Annotated in this window: 11 protein-coding genes; 1 reads left to right on the top strand and 10 read right to left on the bottom strand. The window is 58.3% G+C overall.

Annotated elements, in window-relative coordinates; genetic code table 11:
- Positions 1-24 precede the first annotated feature (24 nt).
- Entirely contained in the window at positions 25-3,039 is a 3,015-nt protein-coding gene (locus tag P5205_08245; GenBank protein HSA10349.1) for a hypothetical protein, read from the top strand.
- A 20-nt stretch (positions 3,040-3,059) separates the two neighbouring features.
- On the opposite strand, the gene P5205_08240 is transcribed toward P5205_08245, so the two are convergent.
- The 10 genes from P5205_08240 to P5205_08195 form a co-directional block, all read right to left on the bottom strand.
- The gene (locus P5205_08240; protein HSA10348.1) at positions 3,060-4,283 is read right to left on the bottom strand and encodes a hypothetical protein; all 1,224 of its coding nucleotides are present in this window, start codon (positions 4,281-4,283) and stop codon (positions 3,060-3,062) included.
- A 4-nt stretch (positions 4,284-4,287) separates the two neighbouring features.
- The gene (locus P5205_08235) at positions 4,288-5,097 is read right to left on the bottom strand and encodes a hypothetical protein (GenBank protein HSA10347.1); all 810 of its coding nucleotides are present in this window, start codon (positions 5,095-5,097) and stop codon (positions 4,288-4,290) included.
- An 8-nt stretch (positions 5,098-5,105) separates the two neighbouring features.
- On the bottom strand, positions 5,106-5,978 hold the full coding sequence (locus P5205_08230; GenBank protein HSA10346.1) for a MotA/TolQ/ExbB proton channel family protein: 873 nt from the start codon (positions 5,976-5,978) through the stop codon (positions 5,106-5,108).
- A 12-nt stretch (positions 5,979-5,990) separates the two neighbouring features.
- Complete coding sequence (locus P5205_08225) at positions 5,991-7,724, bottom strand: hypothetical protein (GenBank protein HSA10345.1); 1,734 nt, start codon at positions 7,722-7,724, stop codon at positions 5,991-5,993.
- A gap of 2,953 nt (positions 7,725-10,677) precedes the next feature.
- On the bottom strand, positions 10,678-12,117 hold the full coding sequence (locus P5205_08220) for a tetratricopeptide repeat protein (protein HSA10344.1): 1,440 nt from the start codon (positions 12,115-12,117) through the stop codon (positions 10,678-10,680).
- A gap of 20 nt (positions 12,118-12,137) precedes the next feature.
- Entirely contained in the window at positions 12,138-13,103 is a 966-nt protein-coding gene (locus P5205_08215; GenBank protein HSA10343.1) for a hypothetical protein, read from the bottom strand.
- 18 nt (positions 13,104-13,121) lie between these two features.
- Positions 13,122-14,186 (bottom strand): ankyrin repeat domain-containing protein, encoded by a 1,065-nt coding sequence (locus P5205_08210; GenBank protein ID HSA10342.1) that lies wholly within the window; start codon positions 14,184-14,186, stop codon positions 13,122-13,124.
- Between the two features lie 106 nt (positions 14,187-14,292).
- A complete protein-coding gene (locus P5205_08205) occupies positions 14,293-15,396 on the bottom strand; it encodes a hypothetical protein (protein ID HSA10341.1) in 1,104 nt (367 codons plus the stop codon).
- A 64-nt stretch (positions 15,397-15,460) separates the two neighbouring features.
- The gene (locus P5205_08200; GenBank protein HSA10340.1) at positions 15,461-16,825 is read right to left on the bottom strand and encodes a M48 family metalloprotease; all 1,365 of its coding nucleotides are present in this window, start codon (positions 16,823-16,825) and stop codon (positions 15,461-15,463) included.
- Positions 16,826-16,856: 31 nt separating this feature from the next.
- The gene (locus tag P5205_08195; protein ID HSA10339.1) at positions 16,857-17,516 is read right to left on the bottom strand and encodes a hypothetical protein; all 660 of its coding nucleotides are present in this window, start codon (positions 17,514-17,516) and stop codon (positions 16,857-16,859) included.
- Positions 17,517-18,578: the final 1,062 nt, after the last annotated feature.

Here is an 18,578-nt window from a genome sequence, read left to right as displayed (position 1 = left end):
TCTTGATTCAGATCCAACCCCATCATGAACGCGCTACCCAGCAATGAGGCCCACTCTCCAGAGACCCCTCCTTCTCGCAACCTCCAGAAGACTCTGCTGGACCGGTTCTGGCTCGTTTTTCCCGGCACCGAAAATCAACTCGGCCCTTGCTTATGCCGGGACATTCACACTGGGGAAGACGCGATCCTTATCGAGCTATCCGCCGCAAGTCCAAGGCAAGCTGTCCAGGCGACCCCGCCGCCGGAAACCCACATTCAACAGCTTGGAGTCTCACTCCTCTTCCCTCGAACAACTATTCGAGCGGATGGAAAGCTTTTTGCCGTTGCGTATCCTCCCAGCCTGACCAGCCTCGCTGACAACATTGCGCTGCTAGAACACAACAATTGGTCTGCGACCGAAGCTGAAGCCGCGCGCATCGGTAGTTCCCTGTGCGCCGGTTTTGCACAGGCATTCAAGGGCGGCTTCATTACGTTCCTCGATCCGAAGTGGATCTTCTTCGACACTGGCGGCTCGATTTTCGTCCTGGCCCTCCATCCAGGCCAGCAGTCAGCTGCCAAAGACTTTAATTCTCCAGTAACAATCGGCAGCGCCGGAGATATCGCCCGGCTGATGATCCGACTTCTTATACCTGGCCCGACCTCAGAAGAACCAGAGCAAGCCGTCCGTAATATCCAAAACCCCGCCCTCCGGTCCGCGCTGATCCAGGCACTCGAGGCGAAAGTGCGCTCACTTGAAGAGTTCGCCAACTTACTCGAAGGCGCGGTTGCGGCATCTTCCCGGTGGCCCAAGGCCAAAACTAATTTTGTCCTCGCCCTCGCCCTGCTGATAGTGCTCACGATTGGCCTCTTTGCCGGAAGAACGCACATGGGGAAGGAGCAGAATCAAGCAAAGCAAGCCACCGAGGATGTCCGTCAGGCAGTTTACGCTACGGTGACCCAGTGGCGATCGTTTCTCCTGGATTATACGGACGCCCTTCCTCCACACATACCGGAGGCGGAACAACTCCTCGCCAGGGCTGATGAATTTTGGGCCAACTCCGAGTTCGAACGGGCGAAACCGCTGTACGCCCGTGCCAATCTCCTTTACGAAGCGGGCCTGCGTGCCGGCAAGGAAATCCTCGGCCGGCGGAACATTGCGCAGGAGGCAAGGCTGCGCACGATGACCTTGGGCACGGGCTGGCGTCGCTTATCGGCTTCGCCCTATGTCGAAGTGCCGGAAGCTGTCAAGCAAGCCCAAAATGCTTTCGTGGAAGGCGACTTCCGATTTCTTGATCGGAAGTACCAGGATGCCTTGATGGCCTATGATTTGGCCGCTGAACGATTCCAGTCGGTGCCCGCCGCTCAACTTAAAGCTCTCAGCCAAAAGCACGAAGCCCGCGTTACCGCTGATCGGGCCAAGTACGCCGAGCAGGCGTGGAGGCAAATCGCTCCCGCCGCTGGTACCGCCCCGCCCGAAGCCGTCCAGCGAGCTTCTACCCGACTGGCGGAGGGACAAGCCCTCCTCACTGCGGGGAATGACGACTCGGCAGGCGCGGCGTTTCAGGAAGCCTGCGACCTCTACAGCGCCGCCACAGCAGCACTCATAAAGAGCATGGTCTCCCGCCAGGAAACCGCGAATGCGCAAGACCGCCTTGCCGACGCCGCGATGCGTTGGCGTACCCTCTCCAAGCTTCTGAATACCCCCGATCCCCCGGAGATCACTCAAGCAGAAACCCTGTTACAAACCGCCGCGGAGGCCGCCAAATCCGGGAAACAGGACCAGGCAAAGATCCAACTGAGTGCCGCCACCGAGATATTCGAGCGACAAGCCTCAGAACTCCAGGAGCGGGCGGGTGTCCAGTGCGAAGCCGATACCCTCCGGGCCAGGCAACTCATTGACTCACTCCAAAGCCAGCAAGCAACACTGGAGACTAATCTAGTCTCGACGCGCAAGAACATCGAGGCCTTGAATGTGCGCCTCCTCAGCGAACGCGCTCCAGCCGATCAGGAGAGGCTGCTTAAAGAACTGCAGAATGCCCGCACGACCCATACCATCGCGTCCCGCCTCCTAACGCTGTGCAGTACCGCAGTTCTCGGCAGTCCAAGATATGAGCGCGCCAAGGACTCGATCGAGCAAGCGAGAAGCCTGATTCTCCAAGGGAACAAGGTCGCTGCCAGCGCGCTCTCCGGCCCTGCTGTCGCCGACCTTGAGACGCTCTCCAGGCTCCCGTCACAAATGGATAGTTTTCTGACGCAGCAGGCCAGCGTCGAACCCATCGCCGAATCTGCCCGACGGAAGATCGGTCCGGTCGCGCGCGGGCAGCCGCTGACCAAGAAACTCCTCGCCGATGCGGATGATTCACTGGCTCAGGCGGCAGACCAGCTCAAGTCCGGCAACGCCGAAAAGGCGCAGCAGATGCTTACCGACGCCCGGCTCGCGTATGAGTCCCTTCCCGCGCAGGCGGAACAGGAGCTCCTCGCCTGTGCCACGCGGGCCGACAGCGAGTTCCGGACCGATACCGCCGTGGCCGCACTTCATGAAGTCCTTGAACTCAATCCTGCCAGCCAGGAGGCAAAACGCCTGCTGGACCAGGTACAATCCAAAGACCGACCTCGTGACCGCATCAGTATCATCGGCGATAGCTGGAGGATAAACGGCAAGGCCCTTCCCAGGCAGCCAACCAAAGATGACCTCGAGCGTGTTTTGGGCAAAGCCAGAACTCTATCCGGCAACTCCGGCTTCGTGTTTGACGACTACGGAATCATGGCCATCCCCAATCCAGAAAGCGGGAAGATCATGCTGCTGACGGTTTACTACGGCTCCCCGCAGTATGAGCACGAGCCGCGCAAAGCCTACCCCGGCCTGGTTGAACTGGAAGGCATCGCCATCAAACACGACCACGCCATGTCGGTCCTTGCCTCCACTCTGTCCCGCCTGAATCCTAAGATATCAGAGTCCCAGAAGACCCTCCAACTCGGTTCTAAGGACTTCCGGCTGCACATCGCCTACACCCAATCCACGAACCAGATCTACACCGTCAGTATCAGCGCGAGCAATTAAGCGATTGGCGCCGGCCCCCTTCAATCCACGTGGGAGACTCCGCCACCTCCACCCCCCACGGCTCCGCCGCCACCTCCGCCTCCAAATGATGGCGCCGCCCCCCCCCCTCCACCGCCGCCCAAGCCGATGTGCACTAGTCCGGGGCCGTGGTACTGAGGTCGTTGCGCCACGCGTGGAACTTCCAGCGGTGACTGCGTCTTCTGAACAGTCCTGGCCATCACCACATCCATCCCGCCACCCTGTTGGGGAATCCAACCCGAAGAAAACTGGAAGCTATCGGCGATTTCGCGCGCTACCGCATACTCTGCAAAGGAATCCGGCCAGACCAGAAACTTCAAGTAATTTGCCCTCGGCGAGAGGCTGCGCAGCAGTCCCTGGTAGCCGGAACCCTTCTGTTGGATCTGCTCCAGCGTCTCTCCCAGGCTCTCCCGCACCCACTCGACACTCGCCCGCAGCTGAACATATCCTCTGGCGGTGGCTTCCTCCGAGTCGTATTCGACGCTCATGCGCCACCGCAACCCATCTCCTCCAACCTCGTTTGCATCAAAGTAAGCCTGTACCTTCCGGTAAAGCTCCAGTGCCGTCATCGACTTCGCATTCCCTCCTCCTGTTGCCGTGTTGAATGCCTCTCTAAGCGCAGCCTCCATTCTCTTCTCGTTGTAAAGCAATACGCGCCCATAACGGCACAAAATAACATTGCCCTCCGAGTCCTTGGGGGCCGGCACCGGGTCCGGCACCCGGGCGATCTTTGTCTTCGGCTTTGGCGCTGCGCTGCCGACGCTGCTTCGCCTCAAATCAGATAGCGTCCTCTCTTGCAATGCTGCCTCCTCCTGCAACAAGGCCAGTCGCGCTTGCGCTGTTCTTAAGTCTGCCAGCATCGTCTGGGGTTCAAGCCCCACAAGTTCTCCGGCCATGCCGTTGCCCCGATTGAGTGCCTCCCTCGCACTAGCTGTTGCCTCACGCTCATTTTCTATAAAGACGGGCACGGCCAGATTCGCGGCCTCGCTCCGCAAGGCGGCCAGAGACTGGTCGAGGGTCGCCGCCTCCATCCGCATTTCCGAAACCTGCTCGCCCTTCGTCCTCGTGAACATCGCGCTCTTCTTCTCCACGATGCGCGTCACCTCCTTCACGCTCAGGAAAGAAGCCAGCAACATCAGAATCAACACCCCGATGACATTCGTCATGGTGTCCAGCAGGCCGTTGAGGCTCTCACTTTCGCCTGTCGGTGCCTTTCGTCGGGACATGGCGCTAGCCTCCAGTCGGCGGTATGCTTGTGGTCTTCCCGCCGTATGGGCCAAGGTCAATCACCCCTTCACCCGGAATCGGAAGCTTCCCGTTTCGAACACCCGCACGAAGCGCCACCTCCTCCGCCCTCGCAAAAGCGTCAACCCCCGAAGGGCGAATCAGAAAAATCACCGTCCCGCCCAGGGTTTCGCCTGCCCTTCCCAGCACCCGCCGGTAGTCGTCACTGGCGCCAATATTCTGCGTGCGAACGAACCCCATCTCTTTCCCCTCGCGAATCACAATGCCATCCGGTGTGCATTCCACAAAGGTCGGCCTCAGGTTCTGCCCGCGTCCGGTGAAATGCACTTCAATCCGATCGGATATATTGGTTGTGGCGCGTCCTTTCTGTGCGATTCGGAGCTGATTGATCTCCGCTTCCTGCTTCGCATACCGTTCGCGCAGCTCCCGGATCTGCCTTTGGGCCTCGTCCTTCTGTTGCATCAGGGAGACCAGCATCGCTTGGCGCCTCAACTGCTCCTCCAGGTCCTGCTGCGCGGATAAATATTCCTCCCGCGCCTTCTGCGCTGCCGCCTGTTGCTGCGCCTGCTTCTGAATATAGCCCTTGTAGCGCGCCACCTCCGCTTGCTTCCACTCCAGTTCCCTCCGCATCTGCGCCAGCTTGTCGTTCACCGCCTGGTTCTTCACCGGGTCCTCTACAAGCTGTGTTACCAGCAGCGTCGCGATGATGACTGTTAACGCCCCGGCCAGGCATGAGAGGATATCCAGGAAGGGCCAGAGCGTTAACGCAATGTGCTGCTGTTGGCCGGGCCGCATACGCGTCCTCAGGGACCCCCCACGCTGCCACCGTGGGAGACCGCATCCTCAACTCCTGTCGCAATCCCGTTTGCTGGGGCGGTTACCCGGCTCAGAAGGTGGTGCTCGCAATAATCCCCCACCTCCCCCAAAAACTCCATCTCTGCCTTGTGCCGCCAGTTGGTCGCAAATACCAACACCAGGCTCACCACCAGCCCCACGAACGTTGCCTGAAACGAAAACGCCAGCCCTGCTATCACCTGCCCGAGCGAGCTCTTCACCGCCGTCAAGTCTTCCGCCGCCCCCATGGATACCGAAAACCCTCCAATGGCGAACCCGATGCCCAGCACCGTCCCGATAAACCCAAGGATCGGCGCCGACCAGATAAACGTTCGTACCAGACTGAAGCTTCCTTCTATCTGGTCCACATCAGCCTCGTGCTGGCTCCGAAGCAACTGCTGTATTTCCGGCCGGCTTTGGCCCTTTGCCACTGCCGCTAGCGCCTGCACCAGCCGCCGCGCCAGCGGATGCCTCGCCTGGTCACCCCAGCAAGACTGAATGTAGCGCACAAACAAGGTCGAGTTTTCCGGCGTAACGGTCTTCCCCACCGCCATCGGGAGCAAATCCGCTTGCAGCAGCTCCCGGAGGCGCTCGACATTCCGCCATTTGAAGCAGAGCAATGCCAGCGCCCAGAAGCCGAAAGTGAAAATGGTTTTCCCGACCCACGCGCTGTCTGTTAAAACCCGCCCAAAATGTGTGTTCGCGACCAGTGGCATCACCAGTACATAAGCGACAGCAACTACTAGCGCCCCGATCAGTCCGCTGGTGAATACCGGCCCTTCCGCCCACCGGTCTCGCCGCCGGCTCTTAACCGGTCCTCTTTCCTGCTTTTTGGGTGCCAAAGACATGCTCAACTACTTCGCACTGGCCACAACGCGCATCCCGTTGTCCCGGTATTGAATCCTCGTCGCTCCGCCGCGCGTCTGAACGGCGGACAACCGCCCGTCGGTGCCATACTCGTATCCAACCCGCTCGGCCGGGCCGCCGGAGCGCGACATCCGAACGGCCTTGATGCGGGGCGTGCCGGACGCATCATCCCATTCCAGCGTAGCCGCGGTCAATCCCTGAACAACCTTGTCCAATCGCCGCCCCCTTGCTCCTGTGCCAACCGCAGCGCGGTACTCATACCTAACCGAGTATCCCGGGACCTTGCGTTTCTCAACTCTATCGCCCAGTTTCACCGGCACTATCACATCAGGTCGCAGGTCCATTTGGGTCAGATATCCCTCGGAATCGAACCTCAAGGTCGCCCCCAGCCGATCCTGCATGAGCCAGGCACCATTCAAAAAGGCCACGTTTTCAATGAATCCGCCCTTATGGGTCGCCGCATAGACCAACCGCGCAACCCCGTTGTTGGTGATCCGCTTCAGCTCAAACGCCTCCTGCTCCCCCGAAAACGTGTTGTGCAATTCCAGCCGGCGGGGAGCCGTCCCCGCCTCGAGTGCTGCCCGACTTCCTCCTGTCAACTCAAAAGGCACTGCCAGGTGCCAGCCCGGACCGAACTGCGCCGCGCTGTTGAGTTCCGGACTGTAGTGCCGGATTAACTCCAAGCCGGGCGTAACCAGCTTCCAGGAATTGGCCCCCTCGCCTTCCTTGTATTCTTCGAAATTCGCAAAATCCGTTTGCACCGTGTCCCCGCCGGCACGGGTGCCGGACAGCGACAACGACTTGGCCTGCGACACCGTGTAGCTGGTGTTCTCCTGCGTGAAAGACACCTGTTTCCCGCTGCCCGGCTGAGCCTCCGCCTCCGCGCTCGCCCGGCTCACGGTCTTGGCGAGCTCCGCGTCTTCGGTGACCTTCGTTTTGTCGCGCACAGACTTCGTCGCTTCCAGCTCAACGCCGCCGGAACAATTTACAAACCACTTGTAGCCCGACTGCTTTCTCAGGGCTGGCACCTCGTCAACGGCCCGCTCGGTGAGGATCATCTCGCGGTTCTTTAGCAGGAACCAGAGCAACGGCATCTTCTGCTCCTTCAAATACGTGCCAAGCCCCACCAATTGCGCGTATTCAAACAGCTCCTGGTAGATCGGATACTTCTCGGAAATCTGGTCGTAGTTGTCGGTAAACCACTTCGCAACACGCTCGTTCTCCGGGTTCTTTTCGCCCTTCCGCTCGTCATCCAGGTACTCTGTTTGCACCGTCATCCGCCCGGCCGACAAAACCAGCATTCCCCCGGCCTTCCTGAATGCCAGCCCCTCCGACAGCAGCCAAAACCGGCTCGGCCGTCCCACGACTCGGTTGCCGGTCTGCGCCGAAATGTCATCGGGATTAAGGAAACCAGGAATGTCAGGCCGGTGTGTGCCGATGAACCACCGCTTCATCAGGTAATCCGTCTCGCGCATAATGCGCCCGAGGTCCGTGCCCCGAACACAACCGATGTGCCGGACGTGGTGTGTATTCTCTTTCGGCCCCATCGGGTCAATCGAAATGCCCGGCCCCTCCACGCTCAGATACGCCGCCCACAAAGCCGTCGCAAACCGGCGCAATTTCGTAAAGTCCACCTGCCCGTCGCTATTTTGAAAGACCAGCCCAAGTTCGCCCGTGCCCACTGTTCCGCCCTCAACTTGCGCCGCACCCTGCAGAAGCACGCCCTTTACGTTCGGTTCGTAGAAAGAGGGGCGGAAAGATTGATTCCTTAAACCGCTGAAATCAGCCGGTCGATAAGACGGTTGGTTGAATGACAATTCCCTGGCGGGCTGGTACAGCGTCCGATTAAAGCTCAAGTCTCGGAGACTGCTTTGATCAAAGGATTGGTAACGATTCGGGCTCGGCATCCGCCCTGACAGGCTTGAGGATAAAGCCGGCTTGAAATCAACATAGGCCGGGCGTCCCTCCGCAGCCCACGCACTCTTCACTCTTAAACCAGAACTGGTCAGATCGCGCCGCAGCCGTTCCTGCGTGGCCCCGTTCCCGGAGCCAGTAAGCACGACGGACTTGGTGCCTACGGCCTCGTTCCAAGACTTTACCACCGAGCTGAGGTTAGGAGTCCTTACGTCAGAGGTCACTGACAGGCTGCGCTTCCGCCCTTCACCAGCTTGCTGCGTGGCCATGGCTGAAGGCGTACCTTCCTTGTCCATTACTGCCCTGAGCAACAAATCCCTTTCTGTGTGGCTGTAATAGCTATACATGGCCATGCCACCGATGGCTTGGACGGGATTGGGAGACCTTACGGTATGCATGAATTCGTCTCGCCATGCCGTTGGAATCTCATAAGACTCTTGCTTTCCTAAGTGTACGCTCCCAGGAAGGACGTCTACCTTGCTAACCGGGTCTGATTTTAACTCAAGCCTCAGAACACCCCCGTTGTTCGCCCATTTCTTATTCTCTTCCGGGATTCGTGAACGCAGATCATCCCCGAGCGGCGCAGGGTTTCGGACGATTCCTGGCGTTTTTGTCATTGCAGAAACGTACTCCACCTCTCCCCCGCCCTTGGAGTCGCCGACCAGGACCAGTGATCTTCCGCTGCCGCTGTACTTGTTCGCGTGTATTTCGTTCAACGCCTTCTGATATGCCTGGTCATACTGAAAATGCGGACTGAGTCCTAAGGCCTTATATAAAAGAGGATCTCCACGGATCAATCTCTGCGCTCCGACCTCGGAGCTGGAACTATATACATTATCGGCCCAATCGCCGGCACTTCGGGTTCCAGCAAATGACAGAACCCGCTGCCCGTCTGAAAGCCTCTCATAAACCGCCCACCGCAGGGGCGAATCCTTCAGCCCGCCATCGCCGGACCGCAGCAACTTCCAGCCATCCGGCATGCGCTTGCTTCCGAAATCCCCATCATAAACTAGATCCGAGAACTTCAAAGCCTCCACTCGTGTGACATGATCAAGTGGATTGAGGGACTCTTTTGTAAGAGCGTTGCTCGCTCGTATTTGCTCATTCTTAACCGGAGACACCATGGTATTGGCAGCCGACGGTCTCTCACATGATACCAGAGAAGATGAGTTCGCCACTCCACGAGCAATGCCTAATGACTCCAAAGCCTTCGGCGCATGGAAATCTGTGTTCTGCGGATCCCACCCGCTAAGGGGGTTGCGAAAGACATTGGCCGAGTACCGCTCATTAGAAAATGAACGCGTGCTCAATTCTCGAATAGGCGCCCCGGGAATGTTGGCACCCACGCTGGGGCGAGTCGGGTAACGACTCATTTCAAACCGGCTTGGTAATGCCTCTTTGCTGATAGCAGAAGAACTTGGAATCGACGCATAATGCGATGCGGGCCCCCGCCTTAAATCCGGTCCCTGGCGAACAAACAAGTTGTTTAAAGCCGAAGGGCTGACGCTGGCGGACCGAAATGGCACCGGAGCAAACGACCGCCCATCCGGGTAATCAATAACCCCTCGCAGCGTCATCGCCTCATCACCGGAAAGCTGATTCCGCGCCGCAGCCTGTGCCAGGTCGGAAAGGAGTATCGCGCTGGGCTCCTCGTCCAGTGGCACCATCCACACCAGCGAATTGGTCGCTGGCCTGGAGAGAAGAACGAGTTGCCTCAAAGCGGCTGATGACCCCTCCTTCCACTCAGTCAACAGCATCGTCAAATCAATACCGCCATCAATGGTCAATGAAGCCTCATCCCCCGCTCGTTTGACCGGCGCGCTCTTCAGCAAATCCACCCGATCCGCCGTCAGCTCTTTCCTGACCTGGTAAGCTTCAGTCCAGAAGTTAAGACCTGATAGCCTTTCCCCGTAAGCCTTCCTCCATTCCCCGAGCACTTGCATCAGGCCCGTGACCCGGAACAACGCCCCCAGCCGCCCGACGGCAGGATGTGCCCTGGCAAGCGCATCCATCTGCCGGTTGATATCGCCTGCAAAAAGCTCTGCAATCTCGTCTCTCGGGGGTGTGTTCGATGCCGACTGACTTGCCCCAATGACCTCAGTCAGCACGGCTACGGACAGGTGGTCAATGAACGCGACGCCCCGGTTGGTTGCGACTTGCGACCTTTCCGACGGCATAAACCAGAACCGGCTCATTACCGCCAAATCTGACTTGCTGGACTTCCAGCGTTCCGCCGCCATTTCCGCGTAGGACTTCACTCCCTGCGGGGCCCCCGGAAGCACGCCCAACCCCAGCTTCTTCAGCACCACGTCCGACTCCAAAAGGTCCCGGCCAAATCTCGTGTTCTCGATCCCTCCCTCGAAACGGACAACCTGCGCGCCGCTGCGTTGGCTGGTAGCTGTTCGATCAATGCTGATTAACGGCACCGTGCCATGCTTCAGGACAGCACGTATCGCAACCACTGCGTCGTCCATGGAAATCCGCTGCTTCGATGGGTCGGCCTCACCGACCAGCAGAACATCACGGTTAACCTCATCCAGCACTAGGGCCATGGGGCGTGTGATTCCTCCAATTTCCGACACCTCCAAACTCGGCCTGCCAGTCATCTGAAGTTGCCGCTGTGCTTCGTTGAGTGAAAAAGCATGGTAGGAGATGGCACCACAAGCCCGGTCAATAAACAGACTGGCCATCAGCATCCCAAGCACCAATCGCAGCGCCACTTGAGGAACTCCGGTCATGTTTTTTCTGCGTGCACTTCTGTCAATCCTCTAACGTGTAGGCTAGCCCGTAAAATGGAAGAAATGGCCAGTTGCCGTTCTGAATCCTGACTTGGACAAGCACCCCTCCCGCCTCGCGAGAGCGTGTCGCCCCCCCAGAGAACTCGGCGCCATAGCTCTTCTGCATGATGTCGCTGTACCGGTTATTAAGATCCTTCCAGTCGTTATTTATGCTGATTTGTCGATCTATTAAACTCTTCGCAATACCTCCACGATCGATCTTCCCTTCAGAGCTGGGTATACCTTCCTTACCCGTGGACAATAGGTTCTGGGCATAATCTCCCATAAAACTTCCATTCTGACTTTTTTGACGGCCCGCGTAATCAACCGCTCGTGAAATGTCCCCCGAGGATAACTCCTTCCTTGCCGTTCCAGCCCCGTAATCGACGTCCAACCTCGCGGCCTTTCTCATCCCCATTCCATCGAAAAACTGCGATAGGTGTTGATTAAAGGGTACATATGACATCTTCTCAAGGTTCCGAGCTACTCCGAAATCTCGTTTTGCACCATCCACGAGTTCAGCCTTTGCACTGAGTGACATGCCTGGGTCGGCCAGCGCCGCCAACAACTGATCGGGTTTGAGCCCGAGCCCACAGGCCGCAAAACGAGCCTCGTTCTCAATGAAGATCCTGGCGAACTGATTGCCGCAGCCATCGGCTGCCTGCAAGTCCTGACGAGCGTCTTCGTAATTCCCACACACCAGTTCAATGCACCCCTTTCCGTGCAGCGCTAAAGCGAACCGGGAAGAGTGTGAAATTGCATTCTTGAAAGCCTCCAATGCGCCTTTGGCCCCATCCTTCCGCTGAATCCAGAGATACCCGACATTATCGTGGGCATCGGCCAGAGAGCCATTGCTGGCGCTGACCGCCTCTACAAAGTCCTTCTTGGCCAGCGCGACCTTACCTTGTTGTGCAAAGACCACACCACGAGCGTTCAGAGTGAGGGCGTGTTTAGGGTTGAGTTTCAGGGCTTGGTCAAAGCTGCCAACCGCCCCGTTCCAATTCGTCTGCCGGGCCAGCGCATCCCCCTTGAAGTACCAGGCTATCGCATTTTCAGGATTCCTCGCCGCGAGCGAAGACGCCCAGTCCGCATACGCCGCGCGATCCGGTTTGGAAGCAACGCTCAGAAAGAGACCGAAGGACTCATTGTTTTCGTTCAGGGCCAGGCAGGCATGCCCCTTGATTAAGCGAAGAGTAGCCGACGCTCCATTGGTTTCCACACCGCTCAACTGCCCCGACACGGTCTTCCAATCCTCCGAAATCAGGGCCTTTTCAATGGATGATGCAATTGCCACCTCGTCGCGTTCCGCGCCCTGCATGGGATACGCGAGGGAGAAGAGTGTTATCACGAGAAAGCCAGTAACGAAGGCACTCATCGTAATAGCCCTATGGGCTCGGCACTGATATGGTAATTTCGTTTTCATAAACAAGACACGCGTTTTCTTCATCTTAGTGTTTCTGATTTCGTTTCGGTCCCCAAGGCGGTCTTCCGCCCGGGTAGGCCAAGACTCCCTGCCCCCGAGGGTTTGCCCGTCACCTTCTCGACGATCAAGGGAGTAGATCCCGTGAGGACATCCATCCAGTCCGCACCCAGCCCTGGTTGGCTGGACTCCGGCGGATTCGAGTTTTCCGGCCGCACGCAAAGCACCATCAGGCCACGGGACTCGGCCTGCAACGCTTCGGCAATTTCACGCCGGCCAACCGTCATTGCCGGTGTCGGACTGCCTGCTGTATTGATGAACAGCCGGACCCTGCCGGCCCCGAGCACCGCAACCACCTGCCGGCTTTCCTTGAGACTCGCCCGCCCGTGGACAAAGTCCACCCGCCGGAAAGCCGATGCGTATGGCCGCCAGGAATCAATCGCCCGCGCAAAGATCCCGGAGCCGCTGTCCGCCAGCGCGGTGGTGATTTTTACCGGCTCCTCCCGTTCTTTCAGGTAGTCCACCGTCTTCGCAATCGAGGCATAGGCAATCCGCGCAAATACGTCCGCATTCGGATTCTCTGACCATGCATCCCCTGCCGTGCGCGGCCGCGGTGTATTTTGCAGCAACCGAATCTCGAAGCCCGCCTCCCGGTTCTCCACTGCCAGGTGAACGCGGTCCAGAATTAGTTCGCCCCATTCTCTCACCAGGTTGTCCTCCTGAGCCCGGGTCATTCTGGACAACTCCAGGTCTTCAGGCATCGGCAGCAGGAACTGCCCGATAGAAGAGGACAAGTTGAAGATCCCACCCACAGGCTTGTTGTCTCCCCCGGCGACGTCAAATGAATCCCCGACCTTGAGCTGCCGCATCCAGGAAGTGTTGCGCCCGCTGTCAGAAATTAGCAGCTCGACCGCCCGGCACGGCAGGATAACCGTCAAAATCGCCACCGCAATCGCGAGCCCTCGGCCCAGCAAGGATTTGGATTTCACGCTTTCGCTCCCTTCCCGCTACTTCGCCTTCAGCTGCTTCAGCAGTTCCACCACCTCCGGGCGGTCGTATTCCCCGGCGAGGAACAAGGGGGTGTGCCCTAGATCCGTCTCCACGTTGATGTCGGCTCCGTGCTTGATCAGCGCCTCCGCCGTCATCGGATAACCCCCGATCGCTGCCAGGTGGAGAGACGTGTATCCTCCTCTCCTCCTGGTTTTCACATCGGCTTTGTAGGTCAGCAGCAGCTTGACCATTGCCAGATCACCAACAGAGGCAGCCGCCAGCAACGGCGTCATGCCTTCTTCATTCGCAGCGTTCACCTCCGCATGATGCTCTAGCAGCGTCTTCGCCACATCCAGATTGCTCGATATGGCTGCCACGAGCAGCGGAGTCGCCCCCGCCTCGTGTTTCGCGTCCACCTCCGCCCCGCGCTCCAGCAGCAGCCTTACCATCTCCACATGGTCCTGCTGCGTCGCGCGATGCAGCGGCGTGAGTCCAAGATCGCCTTTCGCGTTCACCTTGGCGCCCTTATCCAGGAGCACCCGGGCGACCTCCACCGCGCCCGCCTCCGCCGCCAAGTGCAGCGGCCCGAATTGCCCTTCCGGGCTTTCGAGCTTCGCCCCCTTTTGGATCAGCTTCTCAACCAGCTCGCGGTTGGCCTGCACCACCGCCATCTTCAGAGCCGTGAACCCGTTGTTAAGCTCAAGGTTCGGGTCAGTCCTGCTATCAGCCAGGAGCAGATTGATAACTGCGGCATTGGTCTTTTGAATCGCTAGGTGGAGGGCGGTCGCATTGACCCGAGTTTCCTGGGCGTTCGGATCCGCCCCGCTCTTCAGGAGTAACTCCACCAGCTCACGGTTGCCTGTTTCCGCAGCAAGATGAAAAGCCGTCACATTCCACCTGCCCCCGCCGGCGTTCGCCTTCGCCCCCTGACCAATCAGGGTTTGGACTTTTGCGGCATCCCCCGCCTCAACTGCGCGATGGAGGTCAGTCCAACTTGAAACCGGCTGGCCTGCGGAGGGTTCCCCAGCCATCGCCGCGAGAACCGCTGCCGCGCCTGCTCCAATTCCCAACCAACATCTCATATGAACAATAGCTCATGTCAGCCGCCCTACGGCTCATGCGCCCGACCGATGGTTCGCCTGTGCCCGCATTATGAGGAAGCACGATACTCCTGATGCGGGAACAAGATCACTTGGGCAATGTTTTGCGTTTGGGGAACCCTTTGCCAAGGGCCTTGATCGACCCTTCGGGAGAGCTGTCAAAACTGGTGCCCTGCCAGATCACTTCCCCTGTGGCCGTATCAAAAAGATACATCGTGGCCTCGCAGAAATGCCCAAAACGGGGAAATCTGCCCATCTCTTCTGCTACGGGAACCATCACGTAGCGGTATCCATCTATCCCTAGTGACTTGCCAAATGCCACATCGGCAAAACTCACCTGTTCCTTGCTGGGTACAGTCTGCTGGCCATAACTGTCAACCGGAGCGGCATCGAATCCCTTACCGCACAGGACCTTAACAATCTTGTCCTGAAAAGGCTTTGGCTCGTAAGGGTTCTTTTCACTAATCCGTCGGCGTCCATCTATCGTTGGTGTAACGGCTATCCTTTGAAGTCCTGCTGCTGTTTGAACCGTTCCACGGTTAAAGAAGTAACCGCGACCAGCCTTGATGGCTGCACTTTTCGGTCTCGGCAACGTTCCGCTTGCGGTCGAGCCCGCCATCATGATCACGTCATTCTCATAAGCATACTTGTCAAAAAGCTCAGCGATCCCTGATATCAAGAAACCGTAGCTTTCCGAGGCCGCGCCGCATCCCTTCCACCACAGTTCCCCGGTTTCCTTGTTGAAAAGGTAAAGCGAGATCTTCGCGCTGGCGCCCTGCGCAAGCAGGGCGTTCCAGTGGTTCAGATCTTCGCAGACGGGAACGAGCACCCACTTAGCGGCTGGCGGCCCCATTTGCTTTACTACGGCCGGATCGGCGTGCTTGTCCGGCGCGGGTTCGATGACCTTGGCCGAGTATTCGGCCACGTCGCCAATGTAGGTCGTGTAAACCAGTTGGTAACGCCGTCCAAACTTCGTTCCACAAACCACCGCGGCCGTGGCTTGGCTGCCAAAATACTTGAAGTCGTGCTTCGGGTCGGGCCGCGCTCGCGCGTCAATGCATGGCAGGCAGGCGACAGCCCCTACTTTGTCCGCATCAAAATCCTTGCTTATATACTTTGGCGCGGCGCAGCCTGTGATAAGGGCCAAGCCAAGAAGCGCCAACATCTGAATAATGTTTTTTCGTTGAGTCATAGCATGATTAGAGTTGTTGTTTGTTCGTGTTGGAACCAGAAATTGGTCGCGCATTCAGAAATGATTAGGGCGCCTTGTCCCCCTGGCTTTTCACCCGGGAAATGGTTGTTGCCATCTTCTCCATCCGCTTGTCCAAACCCGGCTTCATATTGATAAGATTTGACATGACCGGCGACTTCGCAGCCAAGAGCATGCCTTGCTTCTCCTTCAAGCCCGCCAGCAGCGACATGTTCGCATCAACCGAAAAACCGGCCAGGTATAATGTTTCACAACCTTTTTCGTCAGCCCGAATCTCGGCGTCCTCTGAAAAATTCTCCAGCATTCCTGTCTGCAGATAGTCGCTGCTCTTCTGAGCTATCGCCTCGCCGGCTAAGTGCGCCCCGCTTTGCGCCGCCTGCGAGGCATATCCCCCGCCTGCTCCGACAAACATCATGCCTATGTCAGCCATTGCGGCCGCTGTCCGTATCGCGGCTGAGCCGGCGTCACCGGCTTGCTGGCGACTCAATTTCCGCGCTATGTCATGGTTCTTCAGATGCTGGATTTCGTGCGCCAGGACCGCAGCCACCTCATCAATGGACTGAGCTGAGTCCAGCAGCCCGGAGGTGACATAAATATCTCCGTTCGGGGTCGCGAAGGCATTAATGTTCGGTGAGCCGAGGATACTTACCGTGCCGGACATGTCCGAGATCCCGGCCGCCTGCTTCAGTTGTCTCGCCGCTCTTTCTAGCGAGAAGGTCACCTCCGGACATTGCACCAATCCCAGATCCAGCCTCAACCGCTTCGCAATCCAGTTGCCCAAAATGATCTCGTAGTCCTCGAACTTGACCGTCGCAGCTGAACCCCCTGTCTTCGTTCCCAAACGAGGTTGTCTCTTCAGCCAGTCGATATCTGCATACTTCTCCCCCCAAAGAACAACGGAGCTCACCTGTATCTGTACCTGAGCGAAAAGGGCCTGCTCCGCTGGTGGCGCGGACTTAAATTGGCCTGTTAATGGGTCGAACGATGCCAAGGAAACCCGGGCTCCTCCCGAATCCTCAACGACCGCGATTGCCAGCCAGTGCTCGTAGCAGCCGCCAAAAGTAGCCTCCCGCGCACGATCATTCGCAGCGATCTGCGCATCGCGCCCCTTGATGACACATAGGATTCGTGCATTCTCTTTCCTCTCTAACCCGATAACCGCCTGGTATTGGGAGGCAACCTCCAGACAAGCCGCCCAGACCTTATCTACGGGTGCGTTGAAGCGCCAGTTGCCCTTCGACGCGGCTTCGATGGTTTCCGCTGCCGGGACCTTCATGCCTGCGAACCCGGAATGATAACGGGGGCCGTATATACTTGCCCCCCCCACATCCGACCGTGGGGCCGCGCAACCGCTGACCAGGCAAATTGCAGCCACTCCTGCAATCGGTGCAAAAACGTTAATGGATTTCATCTCCTAAAATGTGTTATTAGCAACGCTGAACTTATGACCTGGGCACCGCCTTGGCATTAAGCTTTTCCGACAGCCGGCTCGTCAGCAGGCTTTCGTATGCGCCTGACGAATAAGCGATCCGCGGCTGCGTGCGAATCCCGTAGTAAACCCGGCGAAAACGCAACAGAGAACCACTGGGCGCGCTGGCAACCAACGCAGTCGTGATCGCCACCCTGTCATTCCCCGCTTCGGTCGCCTCTGCTGCGCTTAGTTGGTCCCAGTCAGTAAATGCCGCCCCCTTCTTCTTCTTCAATTTCGCCGGAGCCCCGCCTGCGTTGGGTTGCTCAATCCATGACACCATCATGTTATCCGGCTCGGTCGCCAGAATCTTGGCGTTAGGGGTGGCTTTGATCTGCTCCAGCAGCGATTCCCAGACAATCCTCGGCTGCGCATTGAGAGCAAACTCCTCCGGCTTCGTTGGCTGCAACATCTCCCGTGCAACCCCGTGAGTTGACCCACATCCGCACAGCAGGCCGCTCAACAGCAAGCCCGCAACGCTAAAAACTTCCAGGAAAAGCAACTTCTTCTCTCTGCGGCCCGGCCTTCCTGCAGAGTGCCCGTTTACACCAGACCTAATTATTTCCATAAAATCATCTGCGATATTCCTTTCCCCAACCCGGTCTGCCGCGCCTTTTCTCGCAGAAGTCGCCATTTCTTGCAAGCCCTATTTCGAGATTCTTAGGCGATTTTTCCACCGCCATTTGACCCCATTCAATGATGTCATTTGGTGTCGCGTCGCTGGGTTTTATTATCAGCGCGTTTCCTTGCCCGTGCAGTGGTGGCGGGCGTGCGGCTGTCCTCCTCAGTGGCGTCCTCGTCTCCCGTGGTGGCAGCCGCTGGTCTGGCGGTGGCTCGTTCTTTCCGGTTGGCAGCGCTAGTCCCTGCTTCTGCGAGCAATTGAGGTCCCAGCGGAAACCACACCCTCATCGCGCCGTAGGGCCAAATGCTTTCTTAGGCACCGAAGATTCCTTCTGTCCGCGCCAGCACCTAAAGAGAGACCAGAGCATCAGCAACCACACGGGCAACACAAACGCCGGATGGAACATGACCCGTTCCGCGGTCCCCCTGCTCAGAAACGGGTGGAAGAAGACGATAGCCACCACCGCGGCAACAATGGCCAAGCGGATTCCGACACCACGCAACCACCGGCGCATTCCGGAATCTGATAGGTCTGGCACCTCACGCGGCAACAGGAAGGATTCCGCCAAAAGACAGACAATAGCCGCGATAAGAGAGTGGGCCAGCATGAGCACGCACGAGGCGATCAACAAGAGGCCAGCCGCTGCGAAACGAATCCTCATCGCAATTCTTACATGTCCACTTTACCAGTTTCCACGCCACCAGGTCAACGCTTCAAACTACACCAACGCTCGACGAAGCATCAGTTCGCTCTCCACCCGTTTCGCGTTCATAACCAGGACACAACCAAACCACAGCCCCGGACATCGAACGCCAACTCCCGCGTCCAAGCCTTTAGTGCAGTTCCAACGTCCCACCCGCTCCGGCGCTTGCGGCCCTCCGGGTGCTTCGGGGCCGGCAGGCCGCGCCCCCTTAACCCCCGCGGCCAGCGCCCCTCGCAGGCTCCGCTAACACCCCCCTCCCCCGAAAAGTTAGCGCTTCGCGGCAAATGGAGGGGGGAGGGGGGCACGCTCCGCCCCGCTCATCCCTTCCCCCCATTTTTTGGACACCGTGTACTTGCGTCCGCTTCACGTTA

Source organism: Candidatus Paceibacterota bacterium (assembly GCA_035452965.1).
Classification (GTDB): domain Bacteria; phylum Verrucomicrobiota; class Verrucomicrobiia; order Limisphaerales; family UBA8199; genus UBA8199.
Note: the sequence above shows the minus strand (reverse complement) of the source record. Positions and strands in the feature narration are given on the sequence as shown.

What these genes read in the sequence shown, in the direction of transcription:
- P5205_08210 (HSA10342.1), bottom strand. Translation starts at nt 14,186, where the DNA reads ATGAGATGTTGGTTGGGAATTGGAGCAGGCGCGGCAGCGGTTCTCGCG.
- P5205_08245 (HSA10349.1), top strand. Translation starts at nt 25, where the DNA reads ATGAACGCGCTACCCAGCAATGAGGCCCACTCTCCAGAGACCCCTCCT.
- P5205_08220 (HSA10344.1), bottom strand. Translation starts at nt 12,117, where the DNA reads ATGAAAACGAAATTACCATATCAGTGCCGAGCCCATAGGGCTATTACG.
- P5205_08200 (HSA10340.1), bottom strand. Translation starts at nt 16,825, where the DNA reads ATGAAATCCATTAACGTTTTTGCACCGATTGCAGGAGTGGCTGCAATT.
- P5205_08195 (HSA10339.1), bottom strand. Translation starts at nt 17,516, where the DNA reads ATGGCGACTTCTGCGAGAAAAGGCGCGGCAGACCGGGTTGGGGAAAGG.
- P5205_08240 (HSA10348.1), bottom strand. Translation starts at nt 4,283, where the DNA reads ATGTCCCGACGAAAGGCACCGACAGGCGAAAGTGAGAGCCTCAACGGC.
- P5205_08235 (HSA10347.1), bottom strand. Translation starts at nt 5,097, where the DNA reads ATGCGGCCCGGCCAACAGCAGCACATTGCGTTAACGCTCTGGCCCTTC.
- P5205_08205 (HSA10341.1), bottom strand. Translation starts at nt 15,396, where the DNA reads ATGACTCAACGAAAAAACATTATTCAGATGTTGGCGCTTCTTGGCTTG.